Annotated in this window: 14 protein-coding genes; 6 read left to right on the top strand and 8 right to left on the bottom strand. The window is 60.6% G+C overall.

The genetic code is table 11. The features are described from left to right. Positions 1-146 precede the first annotated feature (146 nt). From JFT63_RS12760 to JFT63_RS12775, 4 genes are all read left to right on the top strand, one after another. Positions 147-2,585, top strand: coding sequence for a TonB-dependent siderophore receptor (locus JFT63_RS12760; protein ID WP_198844092.1), 2,439 nt, complete (start codon positions 147-149; stop codon positions 2,583-2,585). Between the two features lie 62 nt (positions 2,586-2,647). Continuing rightward, on the top strand, positions 2,648-3,751 hold the full coding sequence (locus tag JFT63_RS12765) for a PepSY-associated TM helix domain-containing protein (RefSeq protein ID WP_198844093.1): 1,104 nt from the start codon (positions 2,648-2,650) through the stop codon (positions 3,749-3,751). Continuing rightward, on the top strand, positions 3,748-3,930 hold the full coding sequence (locus tag JFT63_RS12770) for a hypothetical protein (RefSeq protein ID WP_198708098.1): 183 nt from the start codon (positions 3,748-3,750) through the stop codon (positions 3,928-3,930). Before JFT63_RS12765 ends, JFT63_RS12770 begins: the two co-directional genes overlap by 4 nt. A 162-nt stretch (positions 3,931-4,092) precedes the next feature. After that, positions 4,093-4,722, top strand: coding sequence for a glutathione S-transferase family protein (locus JFT63_RS12775; RefSeq protein ID WP_186560319.1), 630 nt, complete (start codon positions 4,093-4,095; stop codon positions 4,720-4,722). A 184-nt stretch (positions 4,723-4,906) separates the two neighbouring features. On the opposite strand, the gene creD is transcribed toward JFT63_RS12775, so the two are convergent. From creD to rloA2, 4 genes are read right to left on the bottom strand one after another with little or no spacing between them, the layout of a single operon-like run. Next, complete coding sequence (gene creD, locus JFT63_RS12780) at positions 4,907-6,256, bottom strand: cell envelope integrity protein CreD (protein ID WP_198844094.1); 1,350 nt, start codon at positions 6,254-6,256, stop codon at positions 4,907-4,909. A 52-nt stretch (positions 6,257-6,308) separates the two neighbouring features. After that, entirely contained in the window at positions 6,309-7,748 is a 1,440-nt protein-coding gene (gene creC, locus JFT63_RS12785) for a two-component system sensor histidine kinase CreC (protein WP_198844095.1), read from the bottom strand. Further along, positions 7,748-8,416, bottom strand: a complete 669-nt coding sequence (gene creB, locus JFT63_RS12790) for a two-component system response regulator CreB (protein ID WP_198844096.1) — start codon at positions 8,414-8,416, stop codon at positions 7,748-7,750. Before creB ends, creC begins: the two co-directional genes overlap by 1 nt. 8 nt (positions 8,417-8,424) lie before the next feature. Then, positions 8,425-8,925 carry a retropepsin-like aspartic peptidase RloA2 gene (gene rloA2, locus JFT63_RS12795; RefSeq protein WP_198844097.1) on the bottom strand — a complete coding sequence of 167 codons (501 nt, stop codon included), beginning with the start codon at positions 8,923-8,925 and terminating at the stop codon, positions 8,425-8,427. A gap of 171 nt (positions 8,926-9,096) precedes the next feature. Between rloA2 and JFT63_RS12800 the strand changes: the two genes are divergently transcribed. After that, on the top strand, positions 9,097-9,981 hold the full coding sequence (locus JFT63_RS12800; RefSeq protein WP_198844098.1) for an acyltransferase: 885 nt from the start codon (positions 9,097-9,099) through the stop codon (positions 9,979-9,981). On the opposite strand, the gene JFT63_RS12805 is transcribed toward JFT63_RS12800, so the two are convergent. After that, positions 9,978-10,550, bottom strand: a complete 573-nt coding sequence (locus tag JFT63_RS12805; RefSeq protein ID WP_198844099.1) for a DUF2780 domain-containing protein — start codon at positions 10,548-10,550, stop codon at positions 9,978-9,980. The two genes, JFT63_RS12800 and JFT63_RS12805, sit on opposite strands and share 4 nt — an antisense overlap. Before the next feature lie 136 nt (positions 10,551-10,686). Here JFT63_RS12805 and JFT63_RS12810 point away from each other — a divergent pair, with 136 nt between their 5' ends. Then, the gene (locus tag JFT63_RS12810; protein ID WP_198844100.1) at positions 10,687-11,145 is read left to right on the top strand and encodes an anti-sigma factor domain-containing protein; all 459 of its coding nucleotides are present in this window, start codon (positions 10,687-10,689) and stop codon (positions 11,143-11,145) included. A gap of 195 nt (positions 11,146-11,340) precedes the next feature. Here JFT63_RS12810 and fdhA read toward each other — a convergent pair whose 3' ends face one another. From fdhA to JFT63_RS12825, 3 genes are all read right to left on the bottom strand, one after another. Continuing rightward, a complete protein-coding gene (gene fdhA, locus JFT63_RS12815; protein WP_014720230.1) occupies positions 11,341-12,540 on the bottom strand; it encodes a formaldehyde dehydrogenase, glutathione-independent in 1,200 nt (399 codons plus the stop codon). 183 nt (positions 12,541-12,723) lie between these two features. Beyond that, positions 12,724-13,581: a formyltetrahydrofolate deformylase gene (purU, locus tag JFT63_RS12820; RefSeq protein WP_057702207.1), complete on the bottom strand. Its 858-nt coding sequence runs from the start codon at positions 13,579-13,581 to the stop codon at positions 12,724-12,726. A gap of 89 nt (positions 13,582-13,670) precedes the next feature. Further along, positions 13,671-14,303, bottom strand: coding sequence for a sarcosine oxidase subunit gamma (locus JFT63_RS12825; RefSeq protein ID WP_198844101.1), 633 nt, complete (start codon positions 14,301-14,303; stop codon positions 13,671-13,673). Positions 14,304-14,320 lie beyond the last annotated feature (17 nt).

Here is a 14,320-nt window from a genome sequence, read left to right on the forward strand (position 1 = left end):
CCGCGGTCAAAAAGGTGGGAGGGGGCTTGCTCCCGATGAGGCCCTCAAAAACACTACAAAAAATATTTTCACCCCGCCCTATCACTTTCCGATTCTCGTTCGGCACCTAGGCAATTGAGAAATATTTCCATTCAGGAGCCGCCTTTATGTCCCGCACGCTAGACACCTTGTTGCGCCCCAGCCTGTTAGCCCTGGCTATCGCCCTCAGCGCTCCGCTGGCGAGCACTTCGCTGATCGCTGCTGAACAAGCCTTGAGCGTGCGCGCCTACAACCTGCCGGCTGCGCCCCTGGCCAGCACCCTGAACCAGATCGCCAGCCAGGCCGGCCTGGCGCTGACCCTCAACCCGACACTCGCCGCCGGCAAAACCTCGACCCCGGTCCAGGGCCAGTTCGATGCACAGGGCGCGCTGCGTGAGGCGTTGCGCGGTACCGGCTTGCAGCTGGAGCAAAGCAGTGCGGGCACTTACACCCTGGTGCCGGTCCCGGAGGGCGTCGTCGCCTTGCCGACCACCAACATTACCGGTCAGGGCAGCTATGAGAGCGCTTGGGGGCCGGTGGAGGGTTATGTCGCTACTCGCACATCAGCAGGCACAAAGACTGATACTCCTATCGCCGAGCTGCCACGTTCCCTCACGGTCATTACTCGCCAGCAAATGGAAGACCGTTCCGTTCTCAACCTCAACGACGCCCTGCGTTACACCGCCGGCGTGCAGAGCAGTGGCTATGGCTCCGACTCGCGTAGCGATTGGTTACTGGTTCGCGGTTTCGTCCCGACCCAATTCCTCGACGGCCTACCACTGCCCAAAGGTAATTACGCAACGCCGAAAATCGACACTTGGAATCTAGAGCGTATCGCCGTGCTGCGAGGTCCGGCTTCGTCGGTCTACGGGCAAACGCCACCCGGCGGTTTGCTGGATATGGTCAGTCGTCGCCCTCAGGCCGAAAACTCACACGAAATTGAAGTACAGGCCGGCAGCAATAACCACAAGCAGATCAACTTCGATAGCACCGGAAAAATCGACGCCGATGGCCAGTTCCTCTACCGAATCAGCGGCGTCGTACGCGACAGCAATACGGCGGTGGACCACATCCCGGACAAGCGATACAACGTTGCGCCCAGCCTCACGTGGAATATCAACGACGACACCAAGCTGACCTTGCTCACCCAATTTACTCGCGACGATACCGGTATTACCGGTCAGTTCCTGCCGCTGCAAGGCACCAAATTGAGCTCGCCAGCTGGCAAGATTTCCCATCATAAGAACCTGGGCGATCCAGACTGGGAGTTCTATGACCGCACTTACTACGCACTGGGCTACGCGTTTGAAACGCGCCTGAACGACACGTGGCAGTTCCGCCAGAACCTGCGCTATACCAAGAACGACTTGTCGTTCCAGGGCCTTACCGCCGGGGGTGCGTTTTTTCCGAATGGCCCGGAAGCTGCTGTTGACGCCGACGGCAACGTGAGTCGCTCCGCCGGCAAAGTCGATGAGGACATCGGCCAGTTCGCGGTCGATAACAATTTCCAAGCTGACTTCCAGACCGGTCCTGTAAGTCATACCCTATTGCTTGGTCTCGACCACCAGCGCTCCGACAGCAATGCACGCTGGCAATGGGGATCTGCCGGTGTACCCACCATTAACTTCAATCGACCGGTGTACGGACAGGACTTTTCTAAGGTCCAGTACTTCACCATGTATGACTACAACCAAAAAACCCAGCAGACCGGTCTGTACGTTCAAGACCAAATGGCCCTCGATAACTGGCGCTTGACCCTCGGCGGACGCGAGGACTGGGTACACACTGGCACTACCTTCCACAACATGAACGATGCCACCAATACTCAACGTGACAAGCATTTCAGCGGTAACGCGGCGCTGAGCTACGTCTTCGATAATGGCATTACTCCGTACCTGTCTTACGCCGAGTCATTTCAGGCAGGTTCAGGCACTCAAGTAGCCAGCACAGGGGCTTTCAAGCCAACTGAGGGCAAGCAATACGAAGCAGGTGTCAAATACCAACCACCCGGCACCAAAGCCTTGTATACCGCAGCGGTGTTCGACCTGACTCAACAAAACACATCGGTTACCGAAGGCAGCATCACGCGCCAAGTTGGCGAGGTTCGGGTTCGCGGCTTGGAACTTGAAGCCAGTGCGGACGTTACTGAAAACCTAAAACTGGTGGGTTCCTACACCTATAACGATAGCGAAATCACCCAAGGCGCAGCCGCTGAAAAAGGAAATCGTCTGAACCAGTTGCCTCGCAATCAAGCCACAGGCTGGGCTGACTACACTTGGCACAGCGGCTCGCTGGACGGTTTCGGTGTGGGGGCTGGCGTACGTTATGTCGGTGATACTTACGGCAACGCTGCCAACACCGAACTCGGCCATGTAGGGTCCTACACCGTCTACGACGCCTCTGTGCATTACGACCTGGGTCGTGTAAGCAATGCCATGAAGGGTGTAACTGTGGCTGTGGACGCCAAGAACATCTTCAACAAGGATTACCTGTCCACTTGCGACGGCTTCTACTGCTACTACGGCGACCAGCGCAACGTGGTTGCCAGCGTGAACTACAAATTCTAAGACGGTGAAAAACCGCTTATGAAGGGCTGCCTGAACTGCGGCCCTTTTGCCTTGGAGCCGTGATGAAAAGCAAAACCATCCGCCGCTGGTCCTTCATCCACACCTGGACCAGCCTGATCTGCACCGTATTCCTGCTGCTGCTCGCCCTCACCGGCTTGCCGTTGGTGTTCCACCACGAGATCGACCACCTGCTGGGCAACGAGCCCGAACTGGCGCAGATGCCTGCCGATACGCCCCGGCTTAACCTTGAGCAGCTTGTGGCCAAAGCCCAGGCCCACCGCCCCGGCGAGGCCATGCAGTACCTTGCGTGGGACGAAGACGACAAGAACGGTGTGATCGCGATCATGGCCGCCACAGCCGGTACCGAGCCGAATTCGTCGCACACCTTCATGCTCGACGCCCGCACTGGCCAAGCAGTGGAAACCCCCGCAGCCAATGGCGGGCTGACCCTGTTCCTGCTGCGTCTGCACGTGGACATGTTTGCCGGGCTGCCGGGCAAGTTGCTGCTGGCGTTCATGGGCCTTCTGTTTGTGCTGGCGATTGTCTCGGGCGCGGTGTTGTACCTGCCGTTCATGCGCCGCTTGAAGTTCGCCACCGTGCGTCAGGACAAGTCCACCCGCCTGCGCTGGCTCGACCTGCACAACCTGATCGGCGTGGTCACCCTGACCTGGGCGCTGGTGGTGGGCGTAACCGGCGTGATCAGCGCCTGCGCCGACCTGATCATCGCCGCCTGGCGCCAGGACAGCCTCAGCGCCATGATCGAACCCTACAAAAACGCCCCGCCGCTGACCCACCGCGCGCCCGCCACCGAGCTGCTGAGCATTGCCGCCAACGCCGCGCCGGGCATGAAGCCGGACTTTATCGCGTTTCCCGGCACGCGCTTCTCCAGCGAACATCACTATGCGGTGTTCATGAAGGGCAGCACGCACCTGACTTCTCACCTGCTGACACCGGTGCTGATCGACGCCAGCACCCTGGCCGTCACCGCCATCGCCGAGCGCCCCTGGTACATGGACGCCATGGGCATGTCCCAACCGCTGCACTTCGGCGATTACGGCGGTATGCCGATGAAGATCCTGTGGGCGGTGCTGGATGTGCTGACCATCGTCGTGCTGGTCAGCGGTATCTACCTATGGATCGTACGGCGCAAGGCGGCCAAGGTATGAAGCCGCGCCAGTCGAATTTCTGGAAGGTGTTTGGCATACCAATGGGGATTGGCCTGCTCAGTGCCGCCGGGTTGTTTGCGGCGTTGCTGGGGGATGGGTGGTGGGATTCGTTGAGTTGGGTGGGGTTGGGCGTACCTGCTGCCATTGGCGCTTGGGCGCTGGGCAAGCGGCGCGGTTGAGGGCGCTATCGGGGGCAAGCCCCCTCCCACATTTGATTTGTGAACGCCGTCCACTGTGGGAGGGGGCTTGCCCCCGATGAGGCCCTCAGGATCACAAAAATCCCCCTCGCCAGCCACTGCGCAAGCATCTACGCTAGCCCCAGTCCATTTCGAGGAATGCCCATGTCCGCCCCCAGCATGACCTTGTTCCACAACCCCGCTTCGCCGTTCGTACGCAAAGTCCGCGTGCTGCTGAGCGAGACCGGCCAGCAGGACCGCGTGGTCCTCCACGCTTGCCTGCCGACACCGGTCAACCCGGATGCCGAAGTGCTGCAAGGCAACCCCGTGGGCAAGATTCCGGCCCTGCGCCTGGCCGACGGTTCGGTCCTGCACGACAGCCGGGTGATCCTCGATTACTTCGACCACCAGCACGTCGGCAACCCGCTGATCCCTCGCGATGGCTCGGCGCGCTGGCGGCGCCTGACCCTGGCTTCGATGGCCGACGGCATCATGGATGCCGCCGTGCTGGTACGTTACGAGACCGCCATGCGTCCGGTGGAAAAACACTGGGACCAGTGGCTGGACGAGCAGCGCAACAAGATCCGTCGCGCCCTCGCCGAACTGGAGCAGGACGCCATCGCCGAACTGGCCAGCCACTTCGATATTGCGTCGATCAGCGTCGCCTGTGCCCTGGGCTACCTCGACTTCCGCCACCCGGATCTGCAATGGCGCTCGGACACCCCCAAGCTCGCCGCCTGGTACGCCGAGGTCAGCCAGCGGCCTTCGATGCAGCAGACCCAGCCGCCCGCCTGACATGCATACCTACCCCCTGTGTGCGGGCTTGCCCGCGATTGCGGCGTGTCATTCAGTAAATCTGCTTCTGAACCACCTCTATCGCGGGCAAGCCCGCTCCCACAGGGGACGGTGGTGGCATTGAGGAAGGTGGCGATCCTTAAGGCCAACTGCGCCCCCGCTTGCTGATCCTCGCGCAACCCAATCATTGCACTTGCTCCACCTTGCGCTTACCCACCCCATACCAATCCAGCTTGCGCGTCAGCACCATCACTGTACCCAGCAGGCCAAACAGCAACAGCGAGCCCATCAACAGTGCGTAATCCTCGGCACTGAGCAATCCGTACAGCAAGCCATACAACGCCGCCAACCCTGCCGAAAACCCCAGGCCGTGGGCGATGCTGCGCAGCACATGGCACACGTAGAAACCGATCAACAACACACAGGCACTGGCAGATATCAGGTACGCCAGGGCAAAGCCCAGATGCTCGGACAACGACAACAACAGCAGGTAGAAAAACGCCAGAGCCACGCCCACCAATGCGTACTGAATCGGGTGCACCGCCAGGCTCTTGAGCACTTCGAACAGGAAGAAACCAGCGAAGGTCAGCGCGATAAACAACAGCGCGTATTTGATCGCACGGTCGCTCTTGAGGTACTGGTCCACCGGGTCGATGAAGTTCACGCCAAAGCTGCGGTTGTTGAAGTCTTCGCACCCCTGGCGGTCCAGGCAGCTTTGCAGCGCTTGTTCAAGGTTGGTGGAGAAGAATGAGGTCTGCCAGTTGGCACTGAAACCCTGGTCATTGACTTCACGTTGAGCCGGCAGGAAGTTGCCGATAAAACTCGGGTGCGGCCAGTTGGACGCCAGCGACACCTGGCTGGTCTTGCCCACCGGCACCACTTGCAGTTGTTCGGTGCCTTGCAGGCGCAGATCGAAGGCAAAGTCCAGCACGGCAGCTTTCTTGCCGTCTTGCGCAGGCAACGTCACATGCACGCCCTCACCCAGCCAGTCCACTTGCGAACCCGGCGAGAACTCCAGGCGCTGATCGCCCAGCTCCAGCTTCAACGCGTTTTCAATACCGCGAATATCGCTGATGCCCACCGCCAGAAACGCCGGTTCAAAGCGGTAGTCGGCAAAGTCCTCGGTGATCCCCAACTGCGCCGGCAACTCGAAACGCCCGCTGATACGGTTGTCGGCATGGAACAGCCGCGCCTGGTAAATGCCCCGCGCACGCAGTTCGGTTTGCACCTTGCCGTCGAGCTCGAAACGCTCCGGCAGGAAATACAGACGGCCACGCTCTTCACGGGTTTCTTCGTAGCGCTTGTTGAGTTTTTCATTGAGCTTCCACTCGCGCACCGTCTTGCGAAACGGCACCACCATCACCGGCCCGGTGAGGCGCTGGGCGAAGCTTGAGCTGCGGGCGATGTCCATCAATACGCCGTCGCGCAGTTGCTGGCGGTCGCTGATGATGCCGTTGATCATCAGCAACGGAATCAGCAACAGCAGGATCAGCAGCGCAATCGCGCCAAGTTTGAAAAGCAGGCTGCGGTTCATGGGTCTCTCCCTGTTTGAATGCCAGAGAGTTTGCCCAGCCGGTATGGGGGATTTATGTGGGCAATGTGGAGACTGTGTGGAGATGCAGCACCGCCTGCACGCCGCCTGGCACATTGCCGATCTGCAACGAGCCGCCGTGCAGCTTCATCACCTCCTCGACAAAGTTGAGCCCCAGCCCCGTGCTTTTGCGCCCGCTGGCCGGACGTGGCAGCGAGTAGAACCGCTCGCTCAGGCGCGGCAAGGCGTAATCGGGAATCGCCGTGGCCTGGTTAAACAAGCTGACCTGCACATCGTGATGCCGCACCTGGGCGCTAAACCGCAGCGTGCCGCCGGGCGGGGTGAAATCCAGTGCGTTGTCCAGCAGATTGCCCAGGGCCTGGCGCAACAGGAAGGGCTCACCAAACACCTTCACATCGCCAGCAATGGCCTGCTCCACCTGCAAGCCGGCGCCTTCGATTCGTGCACATTGAGCCTTCAGCACATCTTCAACCAGCGTTGCCAAAGGAATGCTCGACTGCTCTTCCAGCCCCTGGCGTTGCTCAACCTGGGCCAGGTTCAACAGGCGTTCGATCAACTGTTGCAGGCGCGCACTTTCGCTGTCGATATTGCCGACAAACCGCTGCTGCTGCTCACGGCTCATGTCGCCCTGCAACAGCTCCGCCGCCCCCCGAATCGCCGCCAGCGGGCTCTTCAATTCATGGGTCAGCGTATGCACGTAGCGCTCCACGTAAGCCTTGCCCTCCAGCTGCGTGCGCATGTGCTCCACTGCAGTGGATAACTGCTTGAGTTCGCCGCCGCGATAATGCGGCAACTCGGCGCGGCGGCCCTCGCTCACGGCTTCGGCATAGGCGGTAAGGCGTCTGAGGGCCGCCGTCAGCCACCACGACAATAGCGCGCCCAGCAGCAGCCCCAGGGTGACCAGCCCGGCGCCGTACCACAGCAGGCGCCGCTCGGTGCGATCCACGTAGGGCTGCAACGAGCTATTGGGCTTGGCCACGGTGACCACGCCGATGATCTGGCCGTTGTCGCGAATTGGCGCCCCCACGTGCATCACCGATGAGGTGGGGTCGTCTGCATCGCTGCGGGTGGAGCGCGCACCGTATTCGCCGCGCAGGGTCAGGTACACGTCGTTCCATTTCGAATAGTCCTGGCCCACCGCTTCACCGCTGGAATCGAGCAATACCCGGCCTGTGGCGTCGGTCACGTAGATGCGATGGTTGACCTGGTTTTTCGGCAAGCCCCAGATCACCGCACCCGGCTGACGGTTGCCGTAAGCCTTGAGCAGCGCCGGCCAATGGCTCTGGCTGAGGGTGCCGTTTTTAACGTCTGCGCGCAGGATTTCAGCCAGCAGGTTGGCGGTGTCCACCAGGGTTTCTTCGGTGGACTGGCGCACGCCGGGGCGGATTTCCTTCATCACCGTGTTGAGCACGAAGTAGCCGGTCAGGCCGATAAACAGCGCATACACCAGAAAAATTCGCAGCCCCAGGCGCATCAGCTGTGGCTCGGGCTGTAGCTGTAGCCCAGGCCGCGATGGGTCTGGATCGGCTCGGCCTGCGCCGCCACGCTACGCAGTTTGCTGCGCAGGCTTTTGATGTGGCTGTCGATATTGCGCTCATAACCGGCATCGGCGGGCACACCGACCGCGTCCAGCAATTGCTCGCGGCTGAACACGCGCTCGGGTTGTTCCAACAGGCTTTGCAGCAGGCGGAACTCATGGCGCGTGAGGCTCAAGGGCTGCCCGCGATAGGTGATCTGCATACGCTCCAGATCGACCTGAAACAACGTCGGCGCCACACCCGGGCCAACACGCTTGAGTATCGCCCGCACCCGCGCCGCCACTTCCCGCGGGCTGAAAGGCTTGACCACATAATCGTCGGCACCGATCTCCAGCCCCACCACCCGGTCGATCTCCGCATCCCGTGCGCTGAGGAAGATCACCGGCACTTCGCTGAAGCGGCGCAACTGCTTGCAGGTTTCAAAGCCGGTGATGTCCGGCAGGCCGATGTCGAGGATGATCAGGTCGGCCGGGGCCTGGCGCTGATGGTCCAGCGCCGCCTGGCCGAGGGTCAGCCAGGTGGTGGTGAAGCCCTCGCCTTGCAGGGCAAAGATCAGCGTGTCGGCTATCGCCGCTTCGTCTTCGACAATCAGGATGTGCGGCATGGGTTCAATCAGCAGTCCGGTTTGTCGGCAGTGTAGCGACGTGCCGGGTTTACCGCAGCGCCAAATTCACGCAGGGCCTTGGCGCCGATCAGCAGCGGGTAGTTGAAGCTGCTGCGGTCGGTGAGGTTGACCTCGACGGTGCGTTTGACGTCGCCCAGGCACATCTCCAGATCGATCACCGGGCGCTTGGCCACCGCAGGTTCGTCCTTGTCATCGTCCTCATCGGCGCGGCTCTTGATCTTGCTGATGCGCGATACCTTGTGCTCGTAGACCTTGTTGCCGGCATCCTTGCCGCCGAGGCGGAAGCGCACCCAATCGTCGCCATCACGGCTGAAGGTTTCGATGTCGCGGGCCGACAGCGAGGCGGTCAGCGCGCCGGTATCCATCTTGGCCTTGAAGGTTTCGCCGATCTCCGGCAGCTGAATGTATTCGTAGCGACCGTAGAGCGTGGGCTCGGCCGCCATGACAGGGACGGCAACCAGAGCGAACGCAGCAAGGAGTAATTTCACGGCACAATTTCCTCGAAAGATGTGGGCGGAGTCTAGACCGCAAACACGGCACTTAGTTGGATGACCGAGCATATCGCGCACATTGTGAAACATTCGTGGGGCATTTTGCGATTTGGCCTCTAGACTCTCCTTGCTTATGATGGCCCGCCCACAAAATTCCAAGAGTTGCTTATGCGCCGCCTGCTCACCGGCTGTTTGGTTACACTGCTGCTGTTACTCAACACGCTGATCCTGATCGGCCCCTTGATGGTCTTCGCCCTGATCAAGCTGGTGGCACCGGGCCGCTCGCGTGACTATGCGTCCTGGGCGGTAATGTGGATCGCCGAGACCTGGGCCGAGATCGATAAGCTGATTTTCTCGCTGTGCATTCCAACCCAATGGGATATTCGCAGCGGTGAGGACCTGCGCAGTGACACCTCCTACCTCGTCATCAGTAACCATCAATCCTGGGTGGATATCCCGGCGCTGATCCAGGCGCTGAACCGGCGCACGCCGTTCTTCAAATTCTTCCTGAAAAAAGAGCTGATCTGGGTGCCTTTCCTCGGCCTGGCCTGGTGGGCGTTGGATTATCCCTTCATGAAGCGCTACACCAAGGCATTCCTGGCCAAACATCCGGAACTGGCTGGGCAAGACCTGAGAATCACCAAAGAGGCCTGCGAGCTGTTCAAGCGCCAGCCGGTGACGGTGGTCAATTACCTGGAAGGCACCCGGTTCAGTGAGGCCAAGCGCAAGCAACAGGCTTCACCGTTTACCCGATTGCTCAAGCCCAAGGCGGGCGGCGTGGCATTTGTGCTGGCTGCGATGGGCGAACAACTGGACGCGATCCTCGACGTGACCGTGGTGTATCCGCAGCAAAAGATTCCGGGGTTCTGGGACTTGATCAGTGGAGCGGTGCCGAAGGTGATCGTGGATATCCGTACCCGCGAACTGGACCCGGCATTGTGGCAAGGGGATTACGAGAACGATCCTGCATTTCGCCAGACCGTCCAGAACTGGGTCAACCAGCTCTGGATGGAAAAGGATGCGCGCATCGAACAACTGCGCCGAGAACCTTAGCTGCCGGTGCCCCAGGCCTGAGCCAATTTGCCCAGCACGGAACTGCTGGCGCCCTCGCCGCCGAGGTATTTCAGGATCACCGGCGCAAACTGGCCGACCATACCGCTGTCCATGCCCAAGGCGCTGAAGGCGGTGTTCAAGTCATTGGTGCTTTTCACGTTGCCCAACAGGCCGTCCAGGCCGCTGGTCTTGCTGCCGCCGGCTTGGCCGAGCATACCGCTCAAGGCACCAAGGCTGCCCAATGCGTTATTACCCGCCAGCTTGTCGAGGCCCGGCACACTGTTACTCAGCTGCGAGAAGTCATTGCCGCTCAATTTGTTCTTGGCCAGGCCCAGCATCGCGCCCGTGCCGCCCACCGCTTGCTCGGGGGTGATGTTCAGTTGCGAGGTCAGGGCCGTCAGCAGGTCAGCCGTTTCCGACGTAGGCGCGGCGGCAGCGGCCTTGTTGTTGCCGCCCTGCATACCGGAAATGGCGTTGGCTGCATCGCCAAGGCTGAAACCTGCGGCGAACACCGGGCCGGCGGCCACGGACAGCAGGCAGGAAAGGGCCAAACCGCGTGAAATCTTCATCAGTACAACCTCAAGAGATAGATGCAATAGCAGGCGTTGGACTAGGTAACCCGTCGGTTGTTCCAGGCCTTGCCCGGAACCCAATCGGGATAATCGGGTCCATGCACTGACTACAAAATTTGTCAGGAAGAGACTGATGACTGCGATCCAACCCCAAGTGATTGAGCAAAAGCCTCCATTCTGGAGCCGCCCACGCCTGTTCATCGGCGCCTGTGTGGTGGTGGTCGTCGGTATCGGCGGCGCCCTCTACACCCAGGACAGCGTCAAATCCGCGGCAACGTTGGTGACCACGACCCAGCAGCCGGCCGCACAGATCATGGCCCACAAGGATTACCTGGAAGTAGAACCGATTGCCTCCACGGCCCCGGCACCGGACCAAAGCCTTGAACTCTGGGCGATTCCCAAAGGCGGCGCACCGGTGTCCCTTGGCCTGTTGCCCGAGGATGGCAAAGGCATCATTGGCCTGAATCCCCGCCAGCAGGAAACCATCAAACAGCCCGTGGAGTTGATGGTAAGTTCTGAAACCAAAGGTGGTTCGGTGAGCAAGCAGCCAACAGGCCCGACCGTCTACCAAGGTGCATTGGCCACTCGCTGACCCGGCCGCACACTCGATTCAAACTGTGGGAGCGGGCTTGCCCGCGATGGCGGTGGGTCAGCGACATAGATGTCGACTGATTAGCCGCTATCGCGGACAAGCCCGCTCCCACATTGGCTCATCAGTGCGTTGAAAATTGGCTCCAGGCGACGAATAAGGGCGACCCGTGGGTCGCCCTTTTCATTTGGCCAATGCTTATGCGGCGCTGAACAACTTGTGCGGATCAATCACAAACTTCTTCGGCACACCCGCATCGAACTCGCCATACCCACGTGGCGCATCATCCAGGCTGATCACCTGCACGCCAACGATCTCGGCGATGTTGATACGGTCCCACATGATCGCCTGCATCAGTTGGCGGTTGTACTTCATCACCGGCGTCTGCCCGGTATGGAAGCTGTGGGATTTTGCCCAGCCCAGACCAAAGCGAATGCTCAGGCTGCCCATTTTCGCGGCGGCATCGACAGCACCTGGATCTTCGGTCACATACAGACCTGGGATACCGATCTTGCCCGCGACGCGCACCACGCCCATCAGCGAGTTGAGCACGGTGGCCGGGGCTTCGGCCTTGACGCCGTCATGGCCGTGGCCGCGGGCTTCAAAGCCCACGCAGTCAACGGCGCAGTCCACCTCCGGCTCGCCGAGCAACGCGGCAATCTGTTCGTGCAGAGGGGTATCTGTGGACAGGTCGACCACTTCAAAACCCTGGGCCTTGGCGTGGGCCAGGCGGATTGAGTTGACGTCACCGATGATCACCACCGCTGCACCCAGCAGGCGTGCCGATGCCGCCGCCGCCAGACCGACCGGGCCGGCGCCGGCGATGTACACGGTGCTGCCTGGGCCAACACCGGCCGTGACGGCGCCGTGATAGCCGGTGGGCAGGATGTCGGATAGGCAGGTCAGGTCACGGATTTTCTCCATGGCCTTGTCGCGATCCGGCAGTTTGAGCAGGTTGAAGTCGGCGTACGGCACCAGCACGTACTCGGCCTGGCCACCGGTCCAGTCGCCCATGTCGACGTAGCCGTAGGCACCACCGGCACGGGCCGGGTTGACGGTCAGGCACACGCCGGTGTGTTGTTCCTTGCACGAGCGGCAGCGCCCGCAAGCAACGTTGAACGGCACGGAGACCAGATCGCCGATTTTCAGGTTCTCGACGTCGCTGCCCTTCTCGATCACTTCACCGGTGATTTCATGCCCCAGCACCAGGCCGGTCTGGGCCGTGGTGCGGCCGCGCACCATGTGTTGGTCGGAGCCGCAGATGTTGGTGGAGACCACGCGCAGGATGACGCCGTGCTCAATCTTCCTGCCGCGCGGGTCCTGCATTTTGGGATAGTCGATTTTCTGTACTTCGACCTTGCCGTTGCCGAGATACACGACACCACGATTACCAGACATGCTTTCACCTCGCTGTTGTTTTTATGGAACTGCGTTGCCCTTGGGGCAGCGCGTTAAGTGCTCGGGTACAGATGCTGTTTCTTGTGTTGCTTGTAAGGGCCTCATCGCAGGCAAGCCAGCTCCCACCGTGGATCGGGTTCACACATCCAGGAATGTGGGAGCTGGCTTGCCTGCGATAGCGATCTAGAGAACGACGGTGCGATTGGCATTCAAAAACACCCGCCGCTCGATGTGATAACCCACCGCCCGCGCCAATGTGAGCCCTTCGATATCCCGCCCCTTGGCAATCAAATCCTCGGGATAGTGGCTGTGATCCACCACCTCCACGCCCTGGGCGATGATCGGCCCTTCATCCAAATCGTTGTTGATGTAATGCGCCGTCGCGCCGACCAGTTTCACGCCTTTGTTGTAGGCCTGGTGGTAGGGCTTGGCGCCCTTGAAGCCCGGCAACAACGAGTGATGAATATTGATGGCCTTGCCATCCAGCTTGCGGCACAGCTCCGGTGACAGCACCTGCATGTAGCGCGCGAGAATCACCAGTTCGGCGCCGGTGTCTTCCACCACTTGCCACACCTGACGCTCCTGGGACGGTTTGTCGTTGGGGTCGAGCGGGAAATGGTAGTAGGGAATCTGGTGCCAGTCGGCCAAGGGTTTCAGATCAGGGTGGTTGGACACCACCGCAACCACGTCCATCGACAACTGGCCGATGCGCTGGCGGTACAGCAGGTCATTGAGGCAGTGATCGGCCTTGGAGACCATGATCACCACTTTGGGCCTGTAGTTCGGCGCGGTCAGTTCGAAGATCATGCCGAAGGCTTCACCACGGCTGGCCAGGCCATCGCGAAACGCCTGCTCGTCAAAGCCATCGGGCTGACGAAACTCCACACGAATGAAAAACCGGCCCGAGAGACGATCATCAAACGAATGGTGCTCGGTGACGTAGCAGCCTTGTTCAAACAGGTAGCGGGTGACCGCGTCCACCGTGCCGAGCACGCTGGGGCAGTCGGCGGTCAAAATCCATGTATCAGGGGCGCGGCTCATTACGAATAACTCCTCAAACAACGCTATCTACTGTAGGAGCGAGCAAGCTCGCTCCTACAGTGAAGGGGTGAGACAGCGCGAGCGCCATGTCAGGCTTGGACGCTCAGGCCGAATTCGGCCGAGGCATCCTGCAACCACAACCACCAGTAATCCGAGAAGCTGCGGCGGATCAGCAGTTCCCAGGTGTCTTCAGCCGTGTGACGGATCACCAGTTGCGACTTGGCGAACACCGTACCCACCGCCTTGCCCACCGGGAAATTATTGGGGTGTACGTCGTAGCTGGTGGACTTCATCAGCACATCGCGCACATTCGGGCCGCTGAGTTCGAGAATCTGTTGGCCGCCGCTGACGTTGACGATCTGGATGTGCAGGTCGCCCAGGGCAGCGCGCAGGTTTTGCTCGGTGGCAAACTCTTCACCGCTCGGCACAATCAACAGCCACTCATCCGGGCCGAGCCACTGAAGGCTGGTTTCACCTTTGAAGACCACGCTCAGCGGGCCGGGCAGTTCAATGCCGACGGCCTTGTGTACGCCAGCGGCGAAGGCCGCGTCATGGCCATCGCCGCGGATAGTCAGGTGGCCGAGGAGTTTCTTTTCACGCACGGTCACGCCGGCATTCTTGCGGCCCTTGCCGACCAGGCTGGCGAGGTCGGCATGATGCAGCGACGACTCGGCCTTGGCGCCGGTGGTGGGGCGTTGTTGGTAAACATTGGCTGCTGTCATAAAGCACCTGTCTGAAT

Source organism: Pseudomonas sp. MF7453 (genome assembly GCF_016405455.1).
Taxonomy (GTDB): Bacteria; Pseudomonadota; Gammaproteobacteria; order Pseudomonadales; family Pseudomonadaceae; genus Aquipseudomonas; species Aquipseudomonas paralactis.